This window comes from Micromonospora ferruginea (assembly GCF_013694245.2).
Classification (GTDB): Bacteria; Actinomycetota; Actinomycetes; order Mycobacteriales; family Micromonosporaceae; genus Micromonospora; species Micromonospora robiginosa.
Genome location: NZ_CP059322.2, coordinates 2,082,300 through 2,108,660, shown reverse-complemented (window position 1 = coordinate 2,108,660; position 26,361 = coordinate 2,082,300). Strand labels below are relative to the sequence as shown.

At 72.5% G+C, this 26,361-nt stretch carries 27 protein-coding genes, 1 pseudogene and 2 riboswitches; of the genes and pseudogenes, 12 read left to right on the top strand and 16 right to left on the bottom strand.

Translation table 11 applies throughout. The annotated features are described in order from the left end of the window. Positions 1–62 precede the first annotated feature (62 nt). The 4 genes from pdxY to H1D33_RS09325 all read left to right on the top strand — a co-directional run bounded on the left by pdxY (position 63) and on the right by H1D33_RS09325 (position 4,320). Positions 63–914 carry a pyridoxal kinase PdxY gene (gene pdxY, locus H1D33_RS09340; RefSeq protein WP_181568451.1) on the top strand — a complete coding sequence of 284 codons (852 nt, stop codon included), beginning with the start codon at positions 63–65 and terminating at the stop codon, positions 912–914. A gap of 93 nt (positions 915–1,007) precedes the next feature. After that, positions 1,008–1,460: a helix-turn-helix transcriptional regulator gene (locus tag H1D33_RS09335; RefSeq protein WP_181568452.1), complete on the top strand. Its 453-nt coding sequence runs from the start codon at positions 1,008–1,010 to the stop codon at positions 1,458–1,460. 5 nt (positions 1,461–1,465) lie between these two features. After that, positions 1,466–1,879, top strand: coding sequence for a VOC family protein (locus H1D33_RS09330; protein WP_181568453.1), 414 nt, complete (start codon positions 1,466–1,468; stop codon positions 1,877–1,879). 80 nt (positions 1,880–1,959) lie between these two features. Then, the gene (locus H1D33_RS09325) at positions 1,960–4,320 is read left to right on the top strand and encodes an ATP-binding cassette domain-containing protein (RefSeq protein WP_181568454.1); all 2,361 of its coding nucleotides are present in this window, start codon (positions 1,960–1,962) and stop codon (positions 4,318–4,320) included. A gap of 107 nt (positions 4,321–4,427) precedes the next feature. Here H1D33_RS09325 and H1D33_RS09320 read toward each other — a convergent pair whose 3' ends face one another. After that, entirely contained in the window at positions 4,428–5,297 is an 870-nt protein-coding gene (locus H1D33_RS09320; protein WP_181568455.1) for an aminoglycoside phosphotransferase family protein, read from the bottom strand. Between the two features lie 98 nt (positions 5,298–5,395). Here H1D33_RS09320 and H1D33_RS09315 point away from each other — a divergent pair, with 98 nt between their 5' ends. Beyond that, positions 5,396–6,391 (top strand): tyrosine-type recombinase/integrase, encoded by a 996-nt coding sequence (locus H1D33_RS09315; protein WP_307755384.1) that lies wholly within the window; start codon positions 5,396–5,398, stop codon positions 6,389–6,391. Here H1D33_RS09315 and H1D33_RS09310 read toward each other — a convergent pair. Beyond that, positions 6,388–7,416: a beta family protein gene (locus tag H1D33_RS09310; protein WP_181568457.1), complete on the bottom strand. Its 1,029-nt coding sequence runs from the start codon at positions 7,414–7,416 to the stop codon at positions 6,388–6,390. The genes H1D33_RS09315 and H1D33_RS09310 overlap by 4 nt on opposite strands. Positions 7,417–7,897: 481 nt before the next feature. On the opposite strand from H1D33_RS09310, the gene H1D33_RS09305 reads away from it, so the two are divergent. Together H1D33_RS09305 and H1D33_RS09300 are read left to right on the top strand one after the other, a co-directional pair. Continuing rightward, entirely contained in the window at positions 7,898–8,548 is a 651-nt protein-coding gene (locus H1D33_RS09305) for a hypothetical protein (protein ID WP_307755383.1), read from the top strand. Beyond that, positions 8,545–8,626, top strand: a riboswitch (ZMP/ZTP riboswitch). (Overlaps the previous gene by 4 nt.) A 13-nt stretch (positions 8,627–8,639) precedes the next feature. After that, positions 8,640–9,532, top strand: a pseudogene (locus tag H1D33_RS09300) (bifunctional 5,10-methylenetetrahydrofolate dehydrogenase/5,10-methenyltetrahydrofolate cyclohydrolase). A gap of 6 nt (positions 9,533–9,538) precedes the next feature. On the opposite strand, the gene H1D33_RS09295 reads toward H1D33_RS09300, so the two are convergent. Further along, entirely contained in the window at positions 9,539–10,315 is a 777-nt protein-coding gene (locus H1D33_RS09295) for an endonuclease/exonuclease/phosphatase family protein (protein WP_307755382.1), read from the bottom strand. A gap of 166 nt (positions 10,316–10,481) precedes the next feature. On the opposite strand from H1D33_RS09295, the gene H1D33_RS09290 reads away from it, so the two are divergent. Beyond that, positions 10,482–11,264, top strand: a complete 783-nt coding sequence (locus H1D33_RS09290; RefSeq protein ID WP_307755381.1) for a sulfite exporter TauE/SafE family protein — start codon at positions 10,482–10,484, stop codon at positions 11,262–11,264. Positions 11,265–11,647: 383 nt separating this feature from the next. After that, a complete protein-coding gene (locus H1D33_RS09285; RefSeq protein ID WP_307755380.1) occupies positions 11,648–12,058 on the top strand; it encodes a GNAT family N-acetyltransferase in 411 nt (136 codons plus the stop codon). Here H1D33_RS09285 and def read toward each other — a convergent pair. Continuing rightward, complete coding sequence (def, locus tag H1D33_RS09280; RefSeq protein ID WP_181568458.1) at positions 12,038–12,547, bottom strand: peptide deformylase; 510 nt, start codon at positions 12,545–12,547, stop codon at positions 12,038–12,040. The genes H1D33_RS09285 and def overlap by 21 nt on opposite strands. A 10-nt stretch (positions 12,548–12,557) precedes the next feature. Continuing rightward, positions 12,558–13,055, bottom strand: a complete 498-nt coding sequence (locus H1D33_RS09275) for a MarR family winged helix-turn-helix transcriptional regulator (RefSeq protein ID WP_181568459.1) — start codon at positions 13,053–13,055, stop codon at positions 12,558–12,560. Between the two features lie 50 nt (positions 13,056–13,105). Here H1D33_RS09275 and pip point away from each other — a divergent pair, with 50 nt between their 5' ends. After that, entirely contained in the window at positions 13,106–14,053 is a 948-nt protein-coding gene (gene pip / locus H1D33_RS09270) for a prolyl aminopeptidase (protein ID WP_181568460.1), read from the top strand. An 18-nt stretch (positions 14,054–14,071) separates the two neighbouring features. Here pip and H1D33_RS09265 read toward each other — a convergent pair whose 3' ends face one another. Continuing rightward, positions 14,072–15,262 (bottom strand): chorismate-binding protein, encoded by a 1,191-nt coding sequence (locus H1D33_RS09265; protein WP_181568461.1) that lies wholly within the window; start codon positions 15,260–15,262, stop codon positions 14,072–14,074. A 123-nt stretch (positions 15,263–15,385) separates the two neighbouring features. On the opposite strand from H1D33_RS09265, the gene H1D33_RS09260 reads away from it, so the two are divergent. Then, positions 15,386–15,586 carry a DUF5999 family protein gene (locus H1D33_RS09260; protein ID WP_013286363.1) on the top strand — a complete coding sequence of 67 codons (201 nt, stop codon included), beginning with the start codon at positions 15,386–15,388 and terminating at the stop codon, positions 15,584–15,586. A 94-nt stretch (positions 15,587–15,680) separates the two neighbouring features. On the opposite strand, the gene gcvP is transcribed toward H1D33_RS09260, so the two are convergent. Together gcvP and H1D33_RS09250 are read right to left on the bottom strand one after the other, a co-directional pair. Next, positions 15,681–18,506 (bottom strand): aminomethyl-transferring glycine dehydrogenase, encoded by a 2,826-nt coding sequence (gene gcvP, locus H1D33_RS09255; protein ID WP_181568462.1) that lies wholly within the window; start codon positions 18,504–18,506, stop codon positions 15,681–15,683. A gap of 73 nt (positions 18,507–18,579) precedes the next feature. Continuing rightward, positions 18,580–18,670, bottom strand: a riboswitch (glycine riboswitch). 57 nt (positions 18,671–18,727) lie between these two features. Next, a complete protein-coding gene (locus tag H1D33_RS09250; protein ID WP_246411511.1) occupies positions 18,728–19,570 on the bottom strand; it encodes an NAD-dependent protein deacetylase in 843 nt (280 codons plus the stop codon). 167 nt (positions 19,571–19,737) lie between these two features. On the opposite strand from H1D33_RS09250, the gene H1D33_RS09245 reads away from it, so the two are divergent. Beyond that, positions 19,738–20,388 carry an NAD(P)H-binding protein gene (locus H1D33_RS09245; RefSeq protein WP_181568464.1) on the top strand — a complete coding sequence of 217 codons (651 nt, stop codon included), beginning with the start codon at positions 19,738–19,740 and terminating at the stop codon, positions 20,386–20,388. Positions 20,389–20,440: 52 nt separating this feature from the next. On the opposite strand, the gene H1D33_RS09240 is transcribed toward H1D33_RS09245, so the two are convergent. The 8 genes from H1D33_RS09240 to gcvH all read right to left on the bottom strand — a co-directional run bounded on the left by H1D33_RS09240 (position 20,441) and on the right by gcvH (position 26,337). Next, positions 20,441–21,115: a DivIVA domain-containing protein gene (locus H1D33_RS09240; protein ID WP_246411513.1), complete on the bottom strand. Its 675-nt coding sequence runs from the start codon at positions 21,113–21,115 to the stop codon at positions 20,441–20,443. Continuing rightward, complete coding sequence (locus H1D33_RS09235; RefSeq protein WP_181568465.1) at positions 21,115–22,272, bottom strand: globin domain-containing protein; 1,158 nt, start codon at positions 22,270–22,272, stop codon at positions 21,115–21,117. The genes H1D33_RS09240 and H1D33_RS09235 overlap by 1 nt, the downstream gene beginning before the upstream one ends. A 2-nt stretch (positions 22,273–22,274) precedes the next feature. Further along, positions 22,275–22,664 carry a group I truncated hemoglobin gene (locus tag H1D33_RS09230; protein ID WP_181568466.1) on the bottom strand — a complete coding sequence of 130 codons (390 nt, stop codon included), beginning with the start codon at positions 22,662–22,664 and terminating at the stop codon, positions 22,275–22,277. 423 nt (positions 22,665–23,087) lie between these two features. Further along, positions 23,088–23,654 (bottom strand): MerR family transcriptional regulator, encoded by a 567-nt coding sequence (locus H1D33_RS09225; RefSeq protein ID WP_181568467.1) that lies wholly within the window; start codon positions 23,652–23,654, stop codon positions 23,088–23,090. A gap of 204 nt (positions 23,655–23,858) precedes the next feature. Continuing rightward, a complete protein-coding gene (locus H1D33_RS09220; RefSeq protein ID WP_091056860.1) occupies positions 23,859–24,323 on the bottom strand; it encodes a bifunctional nuclease family protein in 465 nt (154 codons plus the stop codon). A gap of 211 nt (positions 24,324–24,534) precedes the next feature. Next, entirely contained in the window at positions 24,535–25,236 is a 702-nt protein-coding gene (gene ftsR, locus H1D33_RS09215; RefSeq protein ID WP_181568468.1) for a transcriptional regulator FtsR, read from the bottom strand. A 50-nt stretch (positions 25,237–25,286) separates the two neighbouring features. After that, complete coding sequence (gene odhI, locus H1D33_RS09210; RefSeq protein WP_007071101.1) at positions 25,287–25,739, bottom strand: oxoglutarate dehydrogenase inhibitor Odhl; 453 nt, start codon at positions 25,737–25,739, stop codon at positions 25,287–25,289. A 217-nt stretch (positions 25,740–25,956) separates the two neighbouring features. Beyond that, positions 25,957–26,337 carry a glycine cleavage system protein GcvH gene (gene gcvH / locus H1D33_RS09205; RefSeq protein WP_181572820.1) on the bottom strand — a complete coding sequence of 127 codons (381 nt, stop codon included), beginning with the start codon at positions 26,335–26,337 and terminating at the stop codon, positions 25,957–25,959. Positions 26,338–26,361: the final 24 nt, after the last annotated feature.

The following is a 26,361-nucleotide window of genomic DNA, read 5'->3' as shown; positions in this document are numbered from 1 at the left end:
GCCCGACGGTCGAAACCCTGAGCCGAACGGTCGACGCCCACCCCGGATGCGACGATGAGCAGGTGAAGATCCTGTCCATCCAGTCCTCGGTCGCCTACGGCCACGTCGGCAACTCCGCCGCCGTGTTCCCGCTGCAACGCCTCCGGCACGAGGTGTGGCCGGTGCTGACCGTGCACTTCTCCAACCACACCGGCTACGGCGCCTGGCGCGGCCCACTGCTCGCCCCCACCGACGTCGCCGAGGTCATCGCCGGCATCGCCGACCGCGGCGTGCTCGGCACCGCCGACGCCGTGCTCTCCGGCTACCAGGGCGACCCCGCCGTCGGCGCCGTCATCCTCGACACCGTCACCCAGGTCAAAGCCGCCAACCCCGCCGCGCTCTACTGCTGCGACCCGGTCATGGGCGACGTCGGACGCGGCATGTTCGTCCGCCCCGGCATCCCCGAATACCTCCGCGACACCGTCGTGCCCCGCGCCGACATCGTCACCCCCAACCAGTTCGAGCTGGAATTCCTCGCCGACCGCCGCACCGACACCCTCGACGACCTGCTCACCGCCGTCGACACCGTCCGCGCCACCGGCCCCGAACACGTCCTGGTCACCAGCGTCCTGCACGGCGACCTGCCCGCCGGGCACCTCGACGTCGTCGCCGTCTCCGGCGACGGCGCCTGGGCCGTCACCACCCCGCTGCTGCCGATCAGCCCCAACGGCGGCGGCGACGTCACCGCCGCCCTCTACCTCGCCCACCTCGCCACCACCGGCTCACCCGAGACCGCCCTGGAACGCACCACCAACTCCATCTACGCGGTCCTCGAGGCCACCCTCGCCGCTGGCACCCGCGAACTGCAACTCGTCGCCGCCCAGGACGCCATCGCCGACCCACCCACCCGATTCACCGCCCGCCGCCTGCGCTGAACGGCCCCACCGCGCGGGGCCGGCCCGCCCCGCACGGCGAAACACCGCCCCAGAAGGTGGCCGACACCCCCACCCACCAGCGAGGATGCACCCGTGCACCCCGACGATCCCGCGTTCGCCCAACGCCTGCGCGACCTCACCCGGCTGCGCCGCGTCCGCGACCGCATCGACCGCGAGTACGCCCAACCCCTCGACGTCGAAGCCCTCGCCCGCGGCGAACACATGTCCGCCGGACACCTCAGCCGCCAGTTCCGCCAGACCTACGGCGAATCCCCCTACGCCTACCTCATGACCCGCCGCATCGAACGCGCCATGGCCCTGCTGCGCCGCGGCGACCTCAACGTCACCGACGTCTGCTTCGCCGTCGGCTGCCAGTCCCTGGGCACGTTCAGCACCCGCTTCACCGAACTCGTCGGCGAGCCACCCAGCGCCTACCGCGCCCGACACGCACCCGACACGCCCGAACCACCCCCGTGCCTGACCAAACAGGCCACCCGACCGATCAGGAATCGAGAAGCCCGCACCGGCCCGCCACCACTAGCGTGACCACCATGACGATCACCATCCACTACGCGTTCCTGCCGCACACCGACGCCGACGCCGCCATCGCCTTCTACCGCGACACCCTCGGCTTCGACCTGCGCAACGACGTCGGCCAGGGCGACACCATGCGCTGGCTCACCGTCGGCCCACCCGAGCAGCCTGAGACCGGCATCGTCCTGCACCCCCCGGCCGTCGACCCCGGCATCACCGACGACGAGCGCCGCACCATCCACGAACTCATCGCCAAGGGCAGCTACGGCGCCCTCACCCTCGCCACCGACGACCTCGACGGCCTGTTCGACCGCCTCCAGGCCGGCGGCGCCGACGTCGTCCAGGAACCCACCGACCAGCCCTACGGCGTCCGCGACTGCGCCTTCCGCGACCCCACCGGCAACCTCATCCGCATCAACCAACGACGCTGACCGGAAAGGCGTACCGTACTCTGTACGTCAGCCGGCCCGCCGCGCGCCGGCCCGACACCGCACCAACCGGACGGAGACCCATGACCAAGGCCCACGCCGACAGCCACGACGTCATCCGCGTCCACGGCGCCCGCGAGAACAACCTGCGCGACGTCGACGTCGAACTGCCCAAACGCCGCCTCACCGTCTTCACGGGCGTCTCCGGCTCCGGCAAGAGCTCCCTGGTCTTCGGCACTATCGCCGCCGAATCCCAACGCCTCATCAACGAGACCTACAGCGCCTTCGTCCAAGGCTTCATGCCCACCCTGTCCCGACCCGAGGTCGACATCCTCGAAGGCCTCACCACCGCCATCATCGTCGACCAGGAACGCATGGGCGCCCACCCCCGCTCCACCGTCGGCACCGCCACCGACGCCAACGCCATGCTCCGCATCCTCTTCAGCCGCCTCGGCGACCCCCACATCGGCCCACCCAACGCCTACTCCTTCAACGTCCCCTCCGTCCGCGCCACCGGCGCCATCACCGTCGACCGCGGCCCCGGCAAGACCCAGACCAAGAAGGGCACCTTCAACCGCCTCGGCGGCATGTGCCCCCGCTGCGAGGGCCGCGGCGCCGTCACCGACTTCGACCGCACCGTCCTCTACGACGCCGACCGCACCCTCAACGAGGGCGCCATCACCATCCCCGGCTACAGCATGGACGGCTGGTACGGCCGCATCTTCCGCGCCAGCGGCATGTTCGACCCCGACAAGCCCATCCGCGACTACACCGAGCGCGAGCTGTACGACCTGCTGCACAAGGAACCCACCAAGGTCAAGGTCGAGGGCATCAACGTCACCTACACCGGCCTCATCCCGGCCATCCAGAAATCCATGCTGGCCAAGGACGTCGACGCCATGCAGCCCCACATCCGCGCCTTCGTCGAACGCGCCGTCACCTTCACCACCTGCCCCGACTGCGACGGCACCCGCCTGGCCCCCGAAGCCCGCTCCTCCAAGATCAACGGCATCAACATCGCCGACGCCTGCGCCATGCAGATCAGCGACCTCGCCACCTGGGTACGCGACCTGCACGACCCCTCCGTCGCCCCACTGATCACCGCGCTGGGGGACACCCTCGACTCCTTCGTCGAGATCGGCCTCGGCTACCTCAGCCTCGACCGACCCGCCGGCACCCTCTCCGGCGGGGAGGCCCAACGCACCAAGATGATCCGCCACCTCGGCTCGTCGCTCACCGACGTCACCTACGTCTTCGACGAACCCACCATCGGGCTGCACCCGCACGACATCACCCGGATGAACAACCTCCTGCTGCGCCTGCGCGACAAGGGCAACACCGTCCTGGTCGTCGAACACAAACCGGAGACCATCGCCATCGCCGACCACGTCGTCGACCTCGGCCCCGGCGCCGGCACCGACGGCGGCACCATCTGCTACGAGGGCACCGTCACCGGCCTCCGCGCCAGCCACACCGTCACCGGCCGCCACCTCGACGACCGCGCCGCCCTCAAGGACACCGTCCGCACACCCACCGGCACCCTGCCCATCCGCGGCGCCGCCACCCACAACCTGCGCGACGTCGACGTCGACATCCCACTCGGCGTCCTGGTCGTCGTCACCGGCGTCGCCGGCTCCGGCAAGAGCAGCCTCATCCACGGCTCACTCGGCAAACGCGACGACATCGTCACCATCGACCAGACCGCCATCCGCGGCTCCCGCCGCAGCAACCCGGCCACCTACACCGGCCTGCTCGACCCCATCCGCAAGGCCTTCGCCAAGGCCAACGGCGTCAAACCCGCCCTGTTCAGCGCCAACTCCGAAGGCGCCTGCCCCACCTGCAACGGCGCCGGCGTCATCTACACCGACCTGGGCATGATGGCCGGCGTCGCCAGCACCTGCGAGGACTGCGAGGGCAGGCGGTTCCAGGCCGCCGTGCTCGACTACCACCTCGGCGGCCGCGACATCAGCGAGGTCCTCGCCATGCCGGTCGGCGAGGCCGAGAAGTTCTTCGGCGCCGGCGACGCGCGCATCCCGGCCGCCCACGCCATCCTCGACCGGCTCGCCGACGTCGGCCTCGGCTACCTCACCCTCGGTCAACCCCTCACCACGCTGTCCGGAGGGGAGCGGCAACGGCTCAAGCTCGCCACCCGGATGGGGGACCGGGGCGGCGTCTACGTCCTCGACGAGCCGACCACCGGCCTGCACCTGGCCGACGTCGCCCAACTGCTCGGCCTGCTCGACCGGCTGGTCGAATCAGGCAAGTCGGTCATCGTCATCGAACACCACCAAGCGGTCATGGCGCACGCCGACTGGATCGTAGATCTCGGACCGGGCGCCGGCCACGACGGCGGCCGCATCGTCTTCGAGGGCACCCCGGCCGACCTGGTCGCGGCGAGGTCCACGCTCACCGGCGAACACCTCGCCGCCTACGTCGGCGCCTGAACGCACCGGGGCGGCGGCGCCGAACGCCGCCGCCCCGATCAGGCCCTCGTGGCAGATTCGATAATCTACATTATGTCAAGTGAACCGGATCCGGGCCTCCCCGCGCCTCACCCCGCCACCGGATCCGCCAGCACCGCGCCCAACACCCGCGCCTGCTCCTCGTGCGGCCCGCGCGCGAGCGTCACCAGCGCCTTCCACAACGCCCACCCACGCGCCCGCCGCCACGCGTCGGCCGGCAACCCGACCGCGTCGGAGAACACCGCGCGCTCCGCGCCGACGCACCACGTCCACGCCGGCACCAGGTCGCAGGCCGGATCGCCGACACCGCACTGCCCGAAGTCGATCACCGCGGCCAGCCGCCCGTGCGCGACCAGCAGGTTCCCGGCGCTGACGTCCCCGTGGCACCACACCGGGGCGTCCGGCCACGCCGACGTGACCGCCCGCGCCCACACCGCCCGGCAGGCGACCGCGTCGACCCGGTCACCCAGCACGTCGAGAGCCTGCTCGACCTCGTCGCCGTAGACGCTGGGGTGGCAACCCCGGAACGCGGAGTGCCGGCCGGCGACCGGACCGCCCTCGGTCGGGACCCGGCGCAACGCGGCCAGCAGGCCACCGAGGTCGCGCGCCACGGCGACGCGGTCGAGGTCGCCGGCGGCGGCGGCGGCCAGGGTGTCGCCGGGCAGCCACCGGCGCACCGACCAGGGGTACGGGTAGCCGGCGCCGGGCGCGCCGGTGGCGACCGGTTCGGGCACCGGGAGCGGCAGGTGGCGGGCCAGGATCGGCAGGCAGCGGTCCTCCTTGGCGATGCCGGTGGCGTAGCCCTCGGCGCTGGGCAGTCGGACCAGCAACTCGTCGCCGAGGCGGAAGGTCCGGTTGTCCCACCCCTGCCGCGCCACGGCGGTGACCGGCAGGTGGGCCCAGCGCGGGAACTGCGCGGCGACGAGGGTGCGGACGAGCGTGTCGTCGATCTCCACCATGGAACCCAGTCTGCGGGGCCCGGCAACCGCTTTCCGCGCCGCTCTCCCCCGGAGCGGCGACCCTGGCAGGAACGCGAGAATCATGCATAATATCCCTTATGCATGATAAACCGGACGAAATGGTCGAGACCCTGATCGAGGAGTTCCTGACCGCCCGGGCCACCCGCAAGCCCTCCCCCCACACCCTGGCCGCGTACCGCCGGGACCTGGACGCGGTGGCGGCGCTGGCGGCGGACCCCGGCGACGACGCCACTCCCTCCCCGGCCCGGCTGCCGATCACCGCCCTGTCCCCCCGGGTGATGCGCGCGGCGTTCGCCCGCTTCGCCGCTCCCCGTGCCGCCGCCTCCGTGCACCGCGCCTGGTCCACCTGGAACAGCTTCTTCACGTTCCTGGTGGCCGAGGGCGTCGTACCGGGGAACCCGATGCCGGCGGTGGGTCGCCCGCGCACGCCGCTCCCCCGCCCCAAGCCGCTGCGCGGCGAGGACACCCCGGAGGAGTTGCTGGCGGCGGTGGCGCGGTCCGAGGGACGCCAGCGTGACCCGTGGCCGGAGCGGGACCTGGCGGTGCTGGCGCTGGCGCTGTGCGCGGGCCTGCGCCTGTCGGAGCTGCTGGCGTTGCGGGTGTCGTCGGTGGTCGGGCGGGACGGCGAGCGGCGCGTCGACGTGGCGGGCAAGGGTGGTCGCCCGCGGACGGTGCCGATCGAGGCGGGTGTGGACCGGGTGCTGACCGGCTACCTGGAGAGCCGGCGGGCGCGGTTCGGGGGGCGCAGCGTGCGGCCGGACGGGCCGTTCCTGGTGGACCGGCGGGGCGAGCCGTTGCGGCGCGGTGGCCTGCAGTATCTGGTGGAGTCGTGTTACCGGCGGGCGGGCATCGGCGACCGGGTGCCGCGCGGGGCGCGGTTGCACGCGTTGCGGCACACGTTCGCGACGCGGTTGGCGGAGGACGGGGCGGGCGCGGCGGAGATCATGCGGTTGCTGGGCCACGCGTCGTTGGCGTCGTCGCAGACGTACATCGAGGTGACGGCGGGTCAGCAGCGCGCGGCGGTGGCGGCGAACCGCACGAACCGCGCCCTGTCCGGGTTGAGTGGTTTCTAGGTGTTCGGGATCGGGTGGCACAGGCCGAGTTGGGTCGAGACGTGGGCCAGATGGTGGGAGGTTCCCCAAGAGATCCACTGGCTGGGGGTGCCGGGCCCGGCATGGTGGGAGGCGCGTAGCGCGATCTGTTCATCACCCCAGGAGAATCGCCGGCCGACGTCTGGCCAGTGGTCGGCGGACACGAGGGCCTGGCACAGGTGGTGGATGGCCTGGTTGCCGTCGTTGTCGCCGTGCGCGCGGTAGGCCCACCAGACGTCGTGGTCGGTGTAGCGGAGGTTCGGGGCGGGCCTTCCTCGCCCTGAGGCCACTTGTGGATGGGTGATGCCGTAGTCGGCGAACGCGAGGCCGTGGTCGTGGAGGCGCCGCCACAGGTCGAGGTCCCACCGACGCAGCGGTGTCGGGCGGCCGGGTGGCAGGTGCGAGATGCTGCGTGGCATGGCGCCGGCGGCGAGGGCGACGGCTTTCCAGGGGTGGCGCTCGACCCGGTTGAGGCGTTTGTGGATCAGTGGTTCGACGCGGGTGAGATCGTGCTCGGAGCGGACCTCGGCGGCGTCGAGGATGAGCACGCACTCCGCGGCGGTCAGCTCGGTTGCGGACAGCAGGTCGCTCAGTCGGATGTCGATCTCGTCGTGGTCGATGTCGTCCTCGAGTCGGAGAACGGCGCCGTGACCGTGCAGCGCGGCGGCCTCGCGGATGTCGGCCATCCGTCCAGGGGTGTCGCGCAGGTGTGCGACCGGCAGGAAGGGTGTCCCCCACTGATGCAGGTCTTCGGCGATGTCGGGTAGGGGCCGGCGGATTCCGGAGGTGGGGTCGGCCAGGTGGCGGATGTCGACAGCGATAGCCATGTCCCGTGGGACGGTCCGTTGTGCCTGCCGGCTGAACGCGCGGGCGTCCTTGATCGGTCCGTTGTCGGAGGGGGGCACGTCGAAGACCGGGAGGATGTGTGGTGCCAGTTCGTCGTCGATGTTGCCGATGGCCTCGAGCTCGCCCTTGCGCCCCTTGAGTATCGGGTAGTAGTCCGCCATTGGCATCGCCCCACACGATCCGTCGACAGTCACCTTCATCAATACTGAACGTTGCGTGTTCGATCGGCAACAGAAAGTGCGTGCGGCGGGGTGGCAGGATCGGTCGGATGCGGGTGGATGCGGCGCGGGCAGTGGCGGTCGACTGGGTGCGGGAGCTGATGCGGGCCGATCCGTCGGTCGAGGGGGCGTTGTTCAGCGGGTCGACGGTGGGGTTGCCGGGTGAGGCGGTGTTGCCGGCGTCGTCGGACGTAGACGTGCTGGTGGTGCGGGACTCCGCGGGGCCGAAGGTGGGCAAGTTCCTCTGGCGGGGGGTGCTGCTGGAGGTCAGCTCGGTGACGTGGGCGCAGGTGGGTGACCCGGAGGACGTGTTGGGGTCGTGGGTGTTCGCGCCGTTGTTGCGTACCGATGGGGTGATCGCGGATCCGTCGGGGCGGTTGGCGGTGGTGCGGCGGCGGGTGGCGGCGGGGTACGCGGATCCGGTGTGGGTGCGACGGCGGTGCGCGGGGTGCGGCGGCGGGTGGAGGACGGGTTGCGGGGGTTGGATGCGGGGGCGTCGTTGGCGGATCAGGTGTTGGCGTGGGTGTTCCCGACGTCGTTGTTGGCGGTGTGGCCGGCGGTGGCGGGGTTGGTGGATCCGACGGTGCGGCGGCGGTACGTGCGGGCGGCGGAGGTGTTGGCCGCGCACGGGTTCGGTGGGCGGTATCCGGAGTTGCTGGCGACGTTGGACGGTGGCGGGGTGGGCGCGGGGCGGGTGCGGGAGCATCTGGCCGGGTTGGCGGTGGTGTTCGAGGAGGTGGCGCGGCTGCCGCGGGAGCGGTTCGCGTTCGGGGCGGATCTGGGTGCGGCGGGGCGGCCGGTGGTGTTCGGTGGGGGTGCGGAGTTGGTGGCGGCGGGGCGGCACCGGGAGGCGATGTTCTGGGTGGTGGTGACGTACGCGCGGTGTCTGGCGGTGTTGGCGGCGGTGGATCCGGAGCGGGAGCGGGTGTGGCGGCCTGGGTTTGAGGCGGTGTTGGCGGATCTGGGTGTGGGGTCGGTGGCGGATCGGCGTCGGCGGGCGGATGCGGTGCTGGCGTCGTTGCCGGCGTGGCAGGCGGTGGTGGATGCGGTGGCGCGGCGGGTTGTGGCAGGGTGAGGGGACGCGACTGGCGGCACGGGGATGGGTGAACCATCGGGGAGCTCGTCGTGGGGGTCGACCGCCTGGGCCTCCGCGGGCGGGGTGTCGCATGTCTTCTTCTTCGAGTTCGGTGTCCGGGGCGACCGCGCGGTTGTTGCCGGGTGGGCCGGTGGCGGATGAGGTGTTGGCCGAGGTGGCCGCGTCGGTGGCGGAGCTGCGGGCGGCGGGGGTGACGCCGGCGTTGGCGACGGTGCTGGTGGGTGACGACGACGCGAGCGCGGGTTACATCCGGATCAAGCAGCGGCAGGCGGCGGAGTTGGGGTTCGCGTCGCCGCACGTGCATCTGCCGGCGTCGGCGTCGCAGGGGGATCTGCATGCGGTGCTGGCGGATTTCAACGCCGATTCCGGGGTGCACGGGGTGTTGGTGCAGCATCCGATTCCGGGGGGTCTGGACTACGACCGGGCGTTGGCCGAGGTGGATCCGGACAAGGACGTCGACGGGATGCATCCGGTGAACATGGGTCGGTTGGCGTTGGGGTTGCCGGGTCCGTTGCCGTGTACGCCGGCGGGGATCGAGGCGTTGTTGGCGTTTCATCAGGTGCCGGTGTCGGGGCGTGAGGTGGTGATTCTGGGTCGGGGTGCGACGTTGGGGCGGCCGTTGGCGATGTTGTTGGCGCAGAAGCGGCCGACGGCGAACGCGGCGGTGACGGTGGTGCACACGGGGGTGGCGGACTGGCCGCGGTACACGCGGCGGGCGGAGATCCTGGTGGCGGCGGCGGGGGTGCCGGGGATCGTGCGGCCGGAGCATGTGCGTCCGGGTGCGGTGGTGGTCGGTGGTGGGGTGCGGTACGAGGGGCGGCGGTTGTTGCCGGATGTGGACGAGTCGTGTGCGGAGGTGGCGGGGCGATCACGCCGCGGGTCGGTGGGGTGGGTCCGACGACGGTGGCGATGTTGTTCCGTAACGCGGTGCGGGCGGCGCGGCGGTTGTCCGGGTTGGGGTGAGTGGGTTCAGCCGAGGTCGACGACGAGGGGCCGGTGGTCGGAGACGGTGGACGGCGGGGTGTCGACGGCGGTGACGGGTGGGAGCCGGTCGAGGTGGTGAGGGTCGGCGAGGACGTGGTCGAGTTGGACGCGGGGTTGTCCGGCCGGGTAGGTGGCGAGGCGGGCGAGGGGTCGCCAGTGGGTGACGGCGGCGGCGGGGCCGGCGGGGAGGTTGAGGTCGCCGAGCAGGATCCGGGGGCGGGCAGCGTGCGTAGGGCGCGGACGACGCGGCGGAGTTGCCAGATGTTCCAGCCGGGGACGAAGGAGAGGTGGGTGGCGGCGACGGTGAGGGGCCGTGGGGGTGTCGAGGACGGCGGCGAGCACGACGCGGGGTTCGTCGCGCAGCAGGAGGAGTCCGCCGCCGGGTCCGGGGACGTAGATGGGTGAGCGGACGGGTGCGGCGCGCAGGCGGGTGACGTGCCAGGAGCGGACGGGGTGGCGGCTGATGAGGCCGACGCCGTAGAGGGGTTCGCCGTGGCCGTCGTCGTCGTGGGTGAGGGGGCGGAACTGTTCGCCGGGGGTGCCGACGACGGCGGCGGCGAAGCGGTGGTGCGGGGCGTGCAGGGCGCGGGCGGCGTGGGCGGTGATGTCGAGGTGGCCGCTGCGGGTCTGGTCGCGGTCGACTTCCTGCAGGGCGAGGACGTCGGCGTCGAGGGCGGTGACGGCGGCGGTGAGCCGGTCGGGGTCGACGAGCCCGTCGGTGAGGGATCGGCCGTGCAGCAGGTTGAAGGTGGCCAGGCGCACCTGCACACCCTACGTCGCCGTGGCAGGCTGGCCGGGTGCTGAAGCTGTTGTGCTGTTCGATGGTGGTGTTCGTGGCGGTGGCGTGGGTGGGGTTGTGGTTGCGGCGGCGTCGGGGCCGGTGAGGCTGGCCACAGGTGTTCTCGCCGGTGGTGGCGGGGTGGGCAGAATGCGCGGCGTGGATGCGTGGGCGTTGACGACGTTGCTGTGTGTGGCCGCCCTGGCGGGGTGGGTGGACGCGGTGGTCGGTGGTGGTGGGTTGGTGTTGTTGCCGGCGTTGTTGGTGGCGGCGCCGGGGGTGCCGGTGGCGACGGCGTTGGGGACGAACAAGTTGGCGGCGATCTTCGGGACGTCGACGGCGGCGGTGACGTATGCGCGGCGGACGAAGCTGGACTGGGCGGTGGCGGGTCCGGCGGCGGGGTTGGCGGTGGTGACGGCGGGGGTGGGTGCGGCGTTGGCGGGGGCGGTGCCGGCGGGGGCGTACCGGCCGGTGGTGTTGGCGGTGTTGGTGGCGGTGGCGGTGTTCGTGGTGACCCGGCCGCGGTTGGGCACGGTGGCGGTGCCGTCGCGGCGGACCCGGTCGCGGGTGGTGGCGGCGGTGGTGGTGGCCGGGTTGGTGATCGCGTTGTACGACGGGTTGATCGGTCCGGGTACGGGGACGTTCCTGGTGCTGGCGTTCACCGCGTTGGTGGGTGCGGATTTCGTGCACGCGTCGGCGATGGCGAAGGTGGTGAACGCGGGGACGAATCTGGGCGCGTTGGTGGTGTTCGGGGTGGGCGGGCACGTGTGGTGGTGGTTGGGGGCGGCGATGGCGGTGTGCAACGTGGCGGGTGCGGCGGTGGGCGCGCGGATGGCGTTGCGGCGGGGCGCCGGGTTCGTGCGGGTGGTGTTGTTGCTGGTGGTGGTGGCGTTGGTGGCGCGGTTGGCGTACGACCAGTGGATGGTGGGTTGAGATGGCGGTGCGGGCGGAGCACGACCGGTCGGTGCTGGCTGGCCTGTTGGGTCGGGATCCGGTGTTGCACGCCTACCAGTTGGGTGATCTGGACGATTTCTTCTGGCCGTACACGTCGTGGTTCCGCGCCGGCGACGAGGTGGTGTTGCTGTATCACGGGGTGGAGTTGCCGACGTTGTTGGCGTTCGCGGCGCCGGATCGGGTGGCGGCGTTGTCGGGGTTGTTGGCGCAGGCGGCGCCGGTGTTGCCGGCGCGGATGTGGGCGCATCTGTCCCCCGGGTTGGAGGCGACGGTGGCGCGGTGGTTCGTGGTGTCGGAGGCGGCGCCGCACGACCGGATGGCGTTGACGGATCCGGGGCGGTTGGCGGCGGTGGCGCCGTCGGGTGAGCCGTTGGGTGCGGCGGATCTGGCGGAGGTGCGCGAGTTGTACGCGGTGGCGTATCCGGGGAACTGGTTCGATCCGCGGATGCTGGAGACGGGTCAGTACGTGGGGGTGCGGGAGGGGCCGTCTGGTGGCGGTGGCGGGGGTGCACGTGTTCTCGCCGCGGTGGCGGGTGGCGGCGGTGGGCAATGTGACGACGCATCCGGGCGCGCGGGGGCGCGGGTTGGCCGCGGGGGCGGTGGCGGCGTTGTGTGCCCGGCTGGCGGGGTCGGTGGATCACATCACGTTGAACGTGCGGTCGGACAACGCGGCGGCGGTGCGGTTGTACGGGCGGTTGGGGTTCACCCGGGTGGCGGGGTTCACCGAGTGCGCGTTGACGCGGCGGGTGTCGTCAGTGGCTGCGGCTGGGTGAGTCGAAGCGTCCGGCGCGGATCTCGCGTAGCGCGCGGCGGCGGGTGTCGCCGCGCAGGGTGTCGACGTAGAGGCGTCCGTGCAGGTGGTCGGTCTCGTGTTGCAGGGCGCGGGCGAGGAAGCCGCTGCCGGTGATGGTGAGTGGTTCGCCGTGCTGGTCGTAGCCGTGGGCGGTGGCGTGCAGGGCGCGGGGGGTCGGGAAGTAGAGCCCGGGGATGGACAGGCAGCCCTCGTCGTCGTCCTGAAGTTCGTCGGACACCTCCAGGGTGGGGTTGACGAGGTGACCGTGGTGTCCGTCGGCGTGGTAGACGAACACCTGGGTGTTGACGCCGATCTGGGGTGCGGCGACTGCGGCGCGTCCGGGCGCGCCGAGCATGGTGTCCGTCAGGTCCTGCACGAGGGCGCGTAGTGCGGCGTCGAAGGTGGTGACCGGTTCGCTGGGGGTGCGCAGGACGGGGTCGCCGATGATCCGGATCGGGCGCATAGTCATGCCCGGAAGGTTATCCGTTGCTTACCGCGCCCGGGGGTGGGAGCAGGCCGGTGTCGGCGATGCGTTCGCGTAGTGGGCGGCGGTGCAGCGCGTCGAGCACGGCGTACAGCTCGTCGGCCAGGGGCACGGGCAGTTCGGTGTCGAGGTGCCGCACGGCGGCGGTGGTGGCGGCCCATTCGGCTTCGACGGCGGGCAGCAGGGCGTGGGCGCGGTCGGTGAGGGTGACGATGCGGTGGCGGGCGTCGGCGCCGGGGGTGAGGGTGACCAGGCCGGCGTGGCGCATGCCGGCGACGGTCTGGCTGGCGGCGGAGTGGGTGACGCCGACGCGGGTGGCGAGGTCGCGGATGGGCAGCGGCCCGTCGGTGACGAGGACCCGCAGCACGGGTGAGTAGCGGGGCCGGTAGTCGGTGAGGCCGAGGTGTGCGTGCACGGCGGCGACGTCGGCGTCGAGGGTGTCCAGGACGTGGCGGAGCAGGGTGCCGAGGGCGTCGCGGTGGGGGGCGCTCACATCCGCTAATGTAACAGCGCTGTTGCATCTTGTCGGGGAGGGCCGCGCGCATGTATCCACCGATCGAGCCGTACGCGTCGGGGCGCCTGGACGTCGGGGACGGGCAGCGCGTGCACTGGGAGACCTGCGGCAACCCCGACGGGCGTCCGGCGCTGGTGGTGCACGGCGGCCCCGGCTCCGGCGCCGGCGCGTCGTGGCGGCGGCTGTTCGACCCGGCCGCCTACCGGATCGTGCTGTTCGACCAGCGTGGCTGCGGGCGCAGCACCCCGTCGGCCGCCGACCCGGGCACCGACCTGTCGGTGAACACCACCGGGCATCTGGTGGCCGACATGGAGGCGCTGCGCGCGCACCTGGGCGTCGAGCGGTGGCTGCTGTGCGGCGCGTCGTGGGGTTCGGCGTTGTCGCTGGCGTACGCGCAGGCCCACCCGGGGCGGGTGAGCGCGCTGGTGCTGTTCAGCGTGGTGGCCAACACCCGCCGGGAGATCGAGTGGGTGACCCGGGACATGGGCCGGGTGTTCCCGCAGGAGTGGGCGCGTTTTCGCGACGGGGTGCCCGCCGCCGAGCGCGACGGTGACCTGTCCGCCGCGTACGGCCGGCTGCTGAACGACCCGGACCCGGCGGTGCGCGAGCGGGCGGCGCGTGACTGGTGCGACTGGGAGGACGTGCACGTCTCGCTCGCCGGCGGGTACGCGCCCAGTCCCCGCTACGCCGACCCGGTGTTCCGCTACGGCTTCGCCCGGCTGGTCACCCACCACTTCGCGAACCTGGGTTTCCTGACCGACGGGCAACTGCTGCGCGACGCCGGGCGCCTCGCCGGCATCCCGGGGGTGCTGGTGCAGGGCCGCCTGGACGTCAGCGGCCCGCCGGACATCGCCTGGCGGCTGACCCGGGACTGGCCGGACGCCCGGCTGGAGATCGTCGAGTCCGGCGGGCACGGCGGCGGGCACGGCATCGGCGAGCGGGTGGTCGCCGCCCTGGACGCGTTCGCCGCGGCCTGAGCGGCGGCGGGCGGGGGCTCAGCGGGCGGCGAGCAGCGCCCGCACCGGGGCGGCCTTGGCGGCGGCCTCGGCGACCTCGGCAGCCGGGTCGCTGCCCCAGGTGATGCCGCCGCCGGCCCACAGGTGCAGCCGGTCGGCGTCGGCGACCGCGGTGCGGATGGTCAGCCCGAGGTCGAGGCGGTCGGGCGCGACCCAGCCGAGCGCGCCCATGCCGGCGCCGCGGCCGACCGGTTCGCGGGCGGCGATCTCGGCGAGGGCGGCGTGCTTGGGCGCGCCGGTGACCGACCCGCCGGGGCACACCGCGCGCAGCAGGTCGGCCAGGCCGAGGCCGTCGGCGGGCGCCGCCGACACCGTCGACTCGGCCTGCCACAGGTCGCACCAGCGGCGTACGGCGAACAGCTCGTCGACGCGCACCGAGCCGGTGCGGGCCACCCGGGCCAGGTCGTTGCGTTCCAGGTCGACGATCATCACGTGTTCGGCGCGTTCCTTGGCCGAGGCGAGCAGCTCGTGGCGGCCGGTGGCGGTGGCCGGGCGGGTGCCCTTGATCGGGCGGGTGACCAGCCGGCCGCCCTGCACGGCGATCAGTGTCTCCGGTGAGGCGCAGCCCAGCGTCCAGCCGGGCCCGGACAGGGTGCCGCCGTAGCGGGCGCCGGGCAGCGCGGCGAGGCGGGCCAGCGCGGCGCGCGGGTCGCCGGCGTATCCGGCGGCGGCGTGTCCGACGAGGTTGACCTGGTAGACGTCGCCGCGGGCGATGGCGGCGCGGACCGCCTCGACCGCGTCGGCGTGCGCGTCGGGCGTCCAACTGTCGTGCCAGTCCCCCAGCCACCAGCCGCCCGTCGGGGTCGGGCGCGGCGGCGGGGTGTCGGCGTGCCGGTAGACGACCACGGCCAGGTCGGGCAGCGCGGGGGCGGGGGTGGGCGCGCCGGTCGGCGCGCCGATGGCGGACGCGCCGGCGGCGGCGGACAGGAACAGCGCCGCCCCGCACACCCCGTGCGGGTCGTGGCGGCCGGGCCGGGTCAGGTCGTCGACGGGTACGCCGTGCGCGGTGAGGAAGCCCTGCGCCAGGTCGGCGGGGTCGCCGCCGTCGCCGAGGCGCCACTGCAGCCGGGCGGTCTCGACCAGCCGGGACCGGCAGGACGGCGGCGCTGCGGGGACGTCGACCGGCACGTGTGGGAGCGCTTCCACGACATCTGGGCGGTTTCGGCTCATCCGTTCAGCCGATTCTGGGTGAACAAGCCGCAACCTTGCTCGATGGCGCGCAGTTTCGCTTGGTACTGTGCGTCACTGGTCATGTGAACCATGACACAGTGCCCCCACAGTCCGGAGAACCCGATGTGTCAGCACCAGCCCACCTGCCCCTCCGCCGACGCGACCGACCGCGAAGCCGCCCGCGTCCTCGCCTGCTTCCCTGAGCAGGGCTGGAGCCTGCTCTGCAACGGCGTCATCGTCTTCGAGGACACCGGTGAGCTGCTCCCCGACGGGCGGACCATCGCCCCGCACCGGGGACCGGCCCGCCACGCCCTCGTCGCCTGAGCGATCACGCAGCGTCAGTGAGCGTACGCGCCGGCGGTGACCGTCGGCGCGCCGGCCGGGGCGGCGACCCACCCACCGCCCCGGCGCGATGCGCTCAGTCCTCCTCGAACGCCTCCGGCGCGGGACACGAGCAGACCAGGTTCCGGTCGCCGTACGCGCCGTCGACCCGCCGCACCGGCGGCCAGTACTTCCCCGCCCGGTCCGTCCCACCCGGGTAGGCGCCCACCGACCGCGGGTACGGGTGCGGCCACTCGTCACCGGACACCATCGCCGCCGTGTGCGGCGCGTTGGACAGCGGGTTGTCCCCCGCCGGCCACTCTCCCGAGCCGACCTTGTCGATCTCCACGCGGATCGCGATCATCGCGTCGCAGAACCGGTCCAGCTCGGCCAGGTCCTCGCTCTCGGTCGGCTCCACCATCAGCGTGCCGGCCACCGGGAACGACATCGTCGGGGCGTGGAAGCCGTAGTCGATCAACCGCTTCGCCACGTCGTCGACGCTGACGCCGCTGGCCTTCGTCAACGGCCGCAGGTCCAGGATGCACTCGTGCGCCACCAGGCCCTTGTTGCCGGCGTACAGCACCGGGAAGTGCTGCCGCAGCCGCACCGCCACGTAGTTCGCCGCGAGGACCGCCACCCCGGTGGCCCGGGCCAGCCCCGACGCGCCCATCATCCGCAGGTACGCCCACGGGATCGGCAGGATCCCCGCCGACCCGTAGCGGGCCGCCGAGATCGCCGGCCGCCCGTCGACGTGCCCGCCGACCGGGTCGCCGGGCAGGAACGGCGCCAGGTGCGCGCGCACCGCCACCGGCCCGACACCCGGGCCGCCGCCGCCGTGCGGGATGCAGAACGTCTTGTGCAGGTTCAGGTGCGACACGTCCGCGCCGAACCTGCCCGGCTTGGCGAACCCGACCAGCGCGTTGAGGTTCGCCCCGTCGACGTACACCTGACCGCCGGCGTCGTGGACCTTCGCGCACAACTGCGCGATGCCCGTCTCGTACACCCCGTGCGTCGACGGGTACGTCACCATGATCGCCGCCAGGGCGTCCCGATGCTTGTCGATCTTCGTGTCGAGGTCGACCAGGTCGACGTTGCCGTCGGCGTCGCAGCCGACCACCACCACCCGCATCCCGGCCATCACCGCCGACGCGGCGTTGGTGCCGTGCGCCGACGACGGGATCAGGCACACGTCGCGGTGCCCGTCGCCGCGGTCGCGGTGGTAGGCGCGGATCGCCAGCAGCCCGGCCAGCTCACCCTGCGACCCGGCGTTCGGTTGCACGCTGACCGCGTCGTAGCCGGTCACCTCCGCCAGCCAACCCTGCAACTGGCCGATCAGCGTCCGGTAGCCGGCGGTCTGCGCGTCGGGCGCGAACGGGTGCAGGTGCGCGAACTCCGGCCACGTCACCGGTTCCATCTCGGTGGTCGCGTTGAGTTTCATCGTGCACGACCCCAGCGGGATCATGCCCCGGTCCAGCGCGTAGTCGAAGTCGGCCAGCCGGCGCAGGTAGCGCAGCATCGCCGTCTCCGAGTGGTGGGTGCCGAACACCGGGTGGGTGAGGAAGTCCGAGGTGCGGGCCAGCCCGGCCGGCAGCGCCGCGTCCACCTCCCCGTCGACGCCGTCGACGCCGAACGCCGCCCACACCGCCGCAAGGTGCGCCGCCGTGGTCGTCTCGTCGCAGGACACCCCCACCCGGTCGGCGTCGACCAGCCGCAGGTTCACGTTGCGCTCCGCCGCCGCGGCCACCACCTGCGCGGCCCGCCCCGGCACCGTCGCGGTGACCGTGTCGAAGAACGGCCCGCCGGCGACGTCGACGCCGCCGGCGCGCAACCCGGCCGCGAGCCGCGCCGCCGCCCCATGGGTGCGCCGGGCGATCGCCCGCAACCCGTCCGGGCCGTGGTAGACCGCGTACATGCCGGCCATCACCGCCAGGAGCACCTGCGCGGTGCAGATGTTGCTGGTCGCCTTCTCCCGCCGGATGTGCTGCTCGCGGGTCTGCAACGCCAACCGGTAGGCCGGGTTGCCGTCGGCGTCGCGCGACACCCCCACCAGGCGGCCGGGCAGCATCCGCTCCAGGCCGGCGCGCACCGCCAGGTAACCGGCGTGCGGGCCACCGAAGCCCATGGGTACGCCGAAACGCTGCGTGGTGCCGGCGGCGATGTCCACGCCGATCTCCCCCGGCGGGCGCAGCAGCGTCAACGCCAGCAGGTCCGCCGCGACCGTCACCAGGGCCCCGGCGGCGTGCGCGGCGTCGACCAGCGGGCCGTGGTCGCGCACCGCACCCGACGCGCCCGGGTACTGCAGGTGCAGGCCGAAGAACTCCGCCGGCAACTCCTCGGCGTCCAGGTCGAGCACCCGCACCTCGATACCCAGCGGCTCGGCGCGCCCGGCGATCACCGCGATGGTCTGCGGCAGCGCGTCGGCGTCCACCACGTACACCGGGCTGGTGACCTTGGACGCGCGGCGGGCGAGGGTCATCGCCTCGGCCGCGGCGGTGCCCTCGTCGAGCATCGACGCGTTCGCCGTCGCCAGGCCCGTCAGGTCGGTGACCATGGTCTGGAAATTCAGCAGCGCCTCCAACCGGCCCTGGCTGATCTCCGGCTGGTACGGCGTGTACGCGGTGTACCAGGCCGGGTTCTCCAGCACGTTGCGGCGGATCACCGCCGGGGTGTGCGTGCCGTGGTAGCCCAGCCCGATCATCGACACGGCGACGGTGTTGCCGGCGGCCAGGGCGCGCAGCTCGGCGATCGCCTCCCGCTCACTGGCCGGCTCCGGCAGGTCCAGGGCGCCGTGCCAGCGGATCACCTCGGGGATCGCCGCGTCCATCAACTCGTCGACGGAGCTGTAGCCGACGGCCTCCAGCATCCGGCGCTCGTCGTCCGGCCCGGGGCCGATGTGCCGGTCGGCGAACTGCTCTGCGGTCATGCGCTGCGCTCCTTGTGGGGGCGAGGTCGACGGGTCGGCCTCCCCCTGAGTCGCGCTGACGCGCTCCACAGCGCCTGCCCACGTGGTCCTTTTGCCTGAGAGGTTCCGGGGAGAATCTGCCCCTTCGGCGCCGCCTGATCGACGGTCTCTCCCACGTGGGTGGTACCGGCAACCCCCACGCTACCAGCGGCCGTGTCACCGGCTCATGTCCCGGGGGTTGATCACACCGGGGCGGTCGCCGCGGCCAGCCGGGCCGCCACCGTGCTGAGGGTGGCGCCCAGCGGCGCGTCCACCCGCAGCGTGGCGTAGCCGTCGCCGCGCGTCGCCCCCTGGTTGACGATGCCCACCGGGATGCCGTGCTTCGCCGCGCGCAGCACGAACCGCCGACCCGACATGACCGTCAACGACGAGCCCAGCACCAGCAGCGCCCGGGCCCGCTCCACCAGGGCGAAACAGTCCGCCACCCGGGCGGCGGGCACCGTCTCGCCGAAGAACACCACATCCGGTTTCAGCATGCCCGTGCCGCACACCGCGCAGTCGACGGTGCGGAACCGGGCCGCCGCCTCGTCGGGCAGGTCCACGTCACCGTCGGGGTTGACGTGCGCCACCGCCGCGTCGAAGCCGGGGTTGGCCTCGCTCAACCGCCGGTGCAGCTCGTCACGACCGGTGGCGTTGCCGCAGTCCAGGCACGTCACCTCGTCGAGACGCCCGTGCAACTCGATCACCCGGGCCGCGCCGGCGGCGGTGTGCAACCCGTCGACGTTCTGGGTGATGATCCCGCCGAGCAGCCCGGCGTGCTGCAACCGGGCCACCGCCCGGTGCCCGTCGTTGGGCGCCGCCCGGGCGATCGTGCGCCACCCCAGGTGGCTGCGCGCCCAGTAGCGCCGCCGCGCGTCCGGCTCCCGCGTGAACGCCTGGTAGGTCATCGGGGTGTGCCGCCGCGCCGCGCCGCTGGGCCCCCGATAGTCCGGGATGCCCGACTCGGTGGACAGCCCGGCGCCGCTGAGCACCACCACACCCCCGGCGGCCACCAGCGACGTCAACGCCTCGAACGCATCACTCACCCGTCCATGCTGCCTCGCCCACCCCCGTACCTCCCACCCCGCACCCCACCCACCCTCGTCGATCATGAGGTTGGCGGGCGGCCCCGGCGGCGTGTCGCACCGCCAACCCCATGATCGACCCGGCCGGTCGACCGGCGGGGCGGACCGCGCCGCGCTACGTTGACCGCATGCGCGTCGTCATCGCCGGAGGCCACGGAAAGATCGCCAAGCTGCTGGAGCGGGAACTCGCCGGGCGCGGTGACACCGCCGTCGGGTTGATCCGCAACCCCGAGCACGCCGCCGCGCTGCGCGCCGCCGGCGCCGAACCGGTCGTCTGCGACCTGGAACACACCGACGTCGACACCCTCGCCGCCCACCTCACCGGCGCCGACGCGGTGATCTTCGCCGCCGGCGCCGGACCCGGCAGCGGCGCCGACCGCAAGGACACCGTCGACCGGGGCGCCGCCGTGCTGCTCGCCGATGCCGCCGCCCGCGCCGCCGTCCGCCGCTACCTGCTGGTCTCCTCCATGGGCGTCGACCAGCCGCCCGCCCCCGACACCGACGACGTGTGGGCGGCCTACCTACGCGCCAAGAAAGCCGCCGAGGACGACGTCACCGGCCGGGACCTCGACGTCACCGTGCTGCGCCCCGGCCGGCTCACCGACGACGAACCCGCCGGCCGGATCACCCTCGCCCGACCCGTCGCGCCCGGCGCCGTCAGCCGCGCCGACGTCGCCCGGGTGCTGCTGGCCCTGCTCGACACCCCCGCCACCGCCGGCCACACCGTCGAACTCGTCGCCGGCGACACCCCCATCGCCGACGCCGTCGCCGCCCTGTGAACCGGGGCCCCGTCCTGACGCCAGGCGTCAGGACGGGGCCCCCGCCTGCACCTCAGCGCTGGTGGCGCGACAACGCCGGCTGCGACCCGCCGGCCACCGGCGGCGCCTCCCCCGCGATGCGCTCCATCGTGCGCGCCAACTGCTCACTGCCGTCGTCGAGGTGCCGCGCCGCCGCCCGCATGTGCGACATCATCATCTCCCCGAAGATCCGCAACGCCTCCCGGGTCGCCACCGCGTCGTCGGCGTTCCGACCCGCCGCGCTGCGATACTCCACCACCGCCCGCTCGGCCTCCTGCCGCGCCTCCTCCGCCGCCGCCCGCAGATAACTCTCGTACTGCGTGCGCGCGTACTCGGCGACCCGCCGGGCGTAGTCGTGGGCCTGCGCGATGATCTGCTCGGCCTCCCGCTGCGCCGCCGACAACAGGTTGACCTCCTTCGCCGCCGGCATCGCCGGCGTGTCCGCGCTCGGGATCACCCCGTGCCGGTGCAACTCCAGATGGTCGTTGAGCCGCTCGTTCTCCGCCCGCAGGTTCGCCACCTGCGCGGCCAGCAGATCCAACTCGTCGGCCACCTGCATCCGGAACCGGTCCACGTCGGCCTGCTCGTAGCCGCGGCGGGTGAACGCCGCCGACCCGAACTCCCACCGCCGCACCCGGTCCGAGGTCAACCGCACCTGCACCGGCCCGGACACCTGCTGGGCGTCGTAACCACTGATCGGAGCCGTCATCAGATACCTCCGTCAGGGGCGGTCGCGGTACGCCACGCCGGCCCGTACCAGTGCTTGCCGAAACCCTCGTGGTGCAGCTGACCCGGCTGGTAACCGGCCCCCGTCAACGCCGCCACCGACTGACCCACCATCTCGTCCGATCCGCACACGTACACGTGCCGCGACCGCCAGTCCCCGTCGGCCAGCACCCGGTCCACCACCCGCGCCACCTCACCCGGGCGCTGCGGATCCGACCCCGCCACGTACGACACCCGTAACCACGGATGCGACGCCGCCACCTTGTCGATCGCCTCGCTGTCGTAGAACTCCGTGCGCGAACGGGCCCCCACGTACAGGTCCACCCGCCGCCCCGAACCCTCCGCCGCGACCTGCTCCACCAACGCCTTCACCGGCGCCCAGCCGGTCCCACCGGCCAGCAGCAGCAGATCCGACGACCCGGCCGGCCACAACGTCAACCGGTCCCCCACCGGCGCCGCCAGGTGCAACTGATCCCCCGCCGCGCACCCGTACACCAGCCGCGACGACACCACACCACCCGGCGCGGCCCGCACGTGCAGCTCCACCGTGCCGTCCGAGCGCGGCGCGTTCGCCGGCGAGTAGTACCGCCACGACCGCACCGCCGGATGCGACACCCCGATCGACTGGCCCGGGGTGAACGGCAACAGGTACTGCGGCCGCACCGTCAACACCGCCACGTCGAACGTGCGCCGCTCGTGCGCCAGCACCTCCGCCACCCACCACGGCGGGGAATGCGCCTCCGCCGCCTGCGCGGCCTCCGTCATCACCTGCGCGACCAGCCCGTACGCCGCGGCCCAGTCCGCGGCCAGCTCGTCGGTCCACGCCGCGCCGCTGAAGTGCCGCAGCGTCTCCAGCAGCGCCTCACCCACCGCCGGGTAGTGCTCGGCGCGCACCGCGAACTTGCGGTGGTCGGCGCCCAACTGCTGCAGGAACCCGACCAGCCGGTCCACCTGGTCCACATGCGACACGATGTGCCCCAACGCCGACACCAGGCGGTCCCGCTGCCCGGCCATGTCGGTGCCGAACATCTGCCGGGTGTCCGGGTGCGCCAGGAACAGCGTCGAATAGAAATAGAGCGGCACCTGGTCGCCGTGCCCGGCCACCAGCGACCAACTCTGCTTGAGCCGTGCCGCGTCCACGCTCAGGCGTTCCCCGCCGACACGACCTGCTCGCGCACCTGACCGAGCACGACCTGCACGTCGGCGATCACGTCCGCCGGCACACCCAACTCCACCAACGTCGCCGTCAGGTGCTCGCCGACCTTCGCGTAGTGCGCACCCGGAATGTTCAACGGCTGGTGCGCCTCGGCCAGCCCCCGACCCGCGTACTCGTTCGGGCCGCCCAGCACCACCGCCAGCATCAACGCCAGGTGCCGCCGCTGCTCGGGCATGTCCACCCCGGCGAAGTAGCCGGCCAGGTCGGGATCCGCCAGCACCTTATCGTAGAACAGCTCCACCGCGGCCTTCACCGCCGCCGCGCCGCCGATGCGCTCGTAGTGGGAGATCGGGGTGGTCTCGCTCGTCACCGTCATGCTCGGTCCTTCCGCCAGGGAGCCGCGGCAGCGCCGCGGCAGGGGCATCGCCAGCCGACGCGGCGTCACACACCGTGACGCAACACGCCGACGACCGAGACGGACCATAGCGCGCCCGCCGCCACACTTCACGCACGCCCTATCGGAATCCCGACAACCGTCAACCACGGACAGTCAACGCCGCCGCCCCCACCGGTGACCGACGCGCACCCAGCCGACCACACCCCGTCAAACCACACCCCGCACCGTCTCTTTCGGACACTGCGCGGACACCCACCGCCACCTGCGCACACCCGCCCCCAACCCACCGCCGGCCACCACCCGCCCACCGGCACCCCACCACACTCACCGTCCGTCACCGAAACGACGAATCGCGCCGGGCGAAACGCCACGACGCGATCCCGTACACGAGACGCCGATCGATCAGCCGGCCCGCCGACGCGCCCGACGCGCCGCCAACTCGTCACCCACCGACTCCACCTCGACCTCCACCTCCGGAGCCTCCTGCTCCGGCCCACCCACCGGCTCCGCCGGCAGATGCGACAACGAACCCTGGATCTCCTTGAACGCGCCACCGATCGCGATGCCGAACACCCCCTGGCCGCCCTGCAACAGGTCGACCACCTCCTCCGGCGACCGGCACTCGTACACCGTCGTCCCGTCGGAGATCAACGTGATGCCCGCCAGATCGTCCACCCCACGCGAACGCAACGCGTCGATCGCCTTCCGGATGTTCTGCAACGACACCCCGGCGTCCAGTAACCGCTTCACGACCTTCAACACCACCAGGTCGCGGAACGAATACAACCGGGACGTCCCCGAACCCGACGCGTCGCGCACACTCGGCACCACCAACGACGTCCGCGCCCAGTAGTCCAACTGCCGGTAACTGATGCCCACCGCCGAACACGCGGTCACACCCCGGTAGCCCACCTCACCGTCGGCGAACTGCTGTTCCGAACTCGGACCAGGATCTCGCGGCTCGTGCATCCGGACCAACCTCCCCGCCCGTGCGGCGCCGCGTCAGCTTCCCCGTCCGCGCGCCCCTCGACACGGCAACCCTAACGCCGACGAGCGCACTACACCGGCAGGAGACACCCGACACGCCGCGCCACCGACAGCACACACGGCGGCCAGCCGCCACCACCGTGACCGCCAACCGCCGCGCAACCCGACCCACCAGGCCGGCACCGCTCAACCCGCGAAGTCCTCCGGACGCACCTGATCCAGGAACTCCCGGAACTTCTCCACCTCGTCCTCCTGCTCGTCCGGGATCACGATCCCCGCCTCGCTGAGGACCTGCTCCGCACAACGAATCGGCGCACCCACCCGCAACGCCAACGCGATCGAGTCACTCGGCCGCGCCGAGACCCGCACCCCGTCACCCAGCAGCAGATCAGCGTAGAAGACGTTCTCCTTCAACTCGGTGATCTCCACCGCCCGCAACGGCGCCTGCACCGCCGCCAACACGTCCCGCAGAAGATCATGCGTCAACGGCCGAGCCGGCTTGACCCCCTGCTGCTCGTAGGCGATCGCCGTCGCCTCGACCGCACCGATCCAGATCGGCAGGTAGCGGTCCCCCTCGACCTCCCGCAGCAGGACGATCGGCTGGTTGCTGGGCAACTCCACCCGAACTCCGACCACGCTCAGCTCGCGCACCGCCGCCTCCGTGTCGTCGTCACCTTCGCACCGCGCCTTCCCTGCACCGTACACGGACCAGGACACGCAAGTCCCACGCGCTACCTGCACCACACCCCGACAGACAGGCTTACCCCGGCAAGCCTACGACACGCCCGGCCACGCCGAACCGCACGCGCCCACCCACGACGAAGGGCCGGACACCCCACGGCGCCCGGCCCTCCACCACACCTCACCGACCCAACGTCGACCGCAGCCCCACCCGCACCAACGCCGCGTGCAACTGCTGCGACAACGCCATCAACTCCCGAGCCGTCTCCGCCGCCCGCGCCCGCGCCGCCGGATCACTCTGCCGCGCCAACGGCGCCACCAACTGCGCGAACAGACCGACCTCCCGATCCGCCGCCGACCGGTACGCCCGCAGATGCCGCGGCTGGAACCCGTACGCCGCCAACCCCGCCACCGCACTCGCGATGATCAACGCATCCCCGTCGTACCACCCCGGCGGATCCGACACCAGCACACCGAGCCGCTCCAACTCCACCAGCGTCGACTCGTCGACCCCGCTGCGCGACAACAACTCCGAGCGACCCAACCGCACCTCGGACGACTCGACCGGCTCCACCGACTCCCGACCCGGCACCTCACCACCCGGACCGACCGCCACCAGATTCGGCCGCGACCGCCCCGACGACGCACCCGACGCATCCCACTGAGCCAACTGCTCCCGGATCACCCGCAACGGCAGATACTGATCCCGCTGCGCGGTCAACACGAACCGCAGCCGCGCCACATCATCCCAGCCGTACTTCCGGTAACCCGCCGGCGTCCGCTGCGGCTCCACCAGGCCCTCGGCCTCCAGGAACCGCAACTTCGAGATCGTCACGTCCGGAAACTCCGCCCGCAACTGCGCCAACACCTCGCCGATACTCATCAGCCCAGGCGAGCGCGCCGCACCGGACGGCGTCGAAGCCGCAGGCTCGTTCACCCCCGGCCGGCCTCCTCCTCCGGGCGCGGACCGGCGATGAACACCACCCGGAACTTGCCGATCTGCACCTCGTCACCGTTGCTCAACGTCGCCGCCTCGACCCGCTCCCGGTTCACGTACGTGCCGTTCAGGCTGCCCACGTCCCGCACCGTGAACGTGCCACCGTCACGGTGGAACTCCGCGTGCCGCCGCGACACCGTCACGTCGTCGAGGAAGATGTCACTGTCCGGGTGCCGCCCACTCGTCGTCACATCGTGGTCCAACAGGAAACGGGCACCCGCATTCGGGCCCCGCCGAACCACCAGCAACGCCATTCCCGGCGGCAACGAACCGGACATGCGGCTCGGCACCACATCGGTGTCCGGCCCCTCCAGCACTTCGTCGAGCGAACCGAGATTGAGCGTCGAAGTGACGTCGAGCGGGGGGAACTCGTCGTCTGGGCGCGTCATGGGACCACCTCACGGATCTGTTCGGTCGGCGTCGGGGAATGGCGGGAATGGCCGCCGGGCAAACCCACACCCGGCGGCTGGCTCCCCGTGCCCGGGAAGGCGCACTCCGCAACGCTCAAACTATTGGTTCTCGGTCGACTGGGCGAGCCTAGCCAGCGCCGAAATGCAGGGCAACCGGACGCGCGGAACCAACTCCGCCGCCCGGAACGACACGAACTCAGCTCTCGGTGAGCTCGCGATAAGCACCAGCGGTCAACAGCCCCTCGACCGCCGCCGGATCCTCCGGAGTGATCTCCACCAACCAACCCGCACCGTACGGATCGGTGTTGATCACCTCCGGCGTGTCGGCCAACGCCTCGTTGCGCGCCGACACCGTGCCACTCAACGGCGCGTAGATCTCCGACACGCTCTTCGTCGACTCGATCTCCCCCAGCGACTCACCGGCCGCCACCACCGCACCAGGGTCCGGCAGTTGCACGAACACGATGTCACCCAGGGCGTCCTGCGCGAAGTGCGTAATACCGACGCGGACGACACCACCGTCACCACCGACCACCCACTCGTGCTCGGCGGTGTACCGCAGATCCTCAGGAATCACCAACTGCGTCCTTCGTCCTCGGTG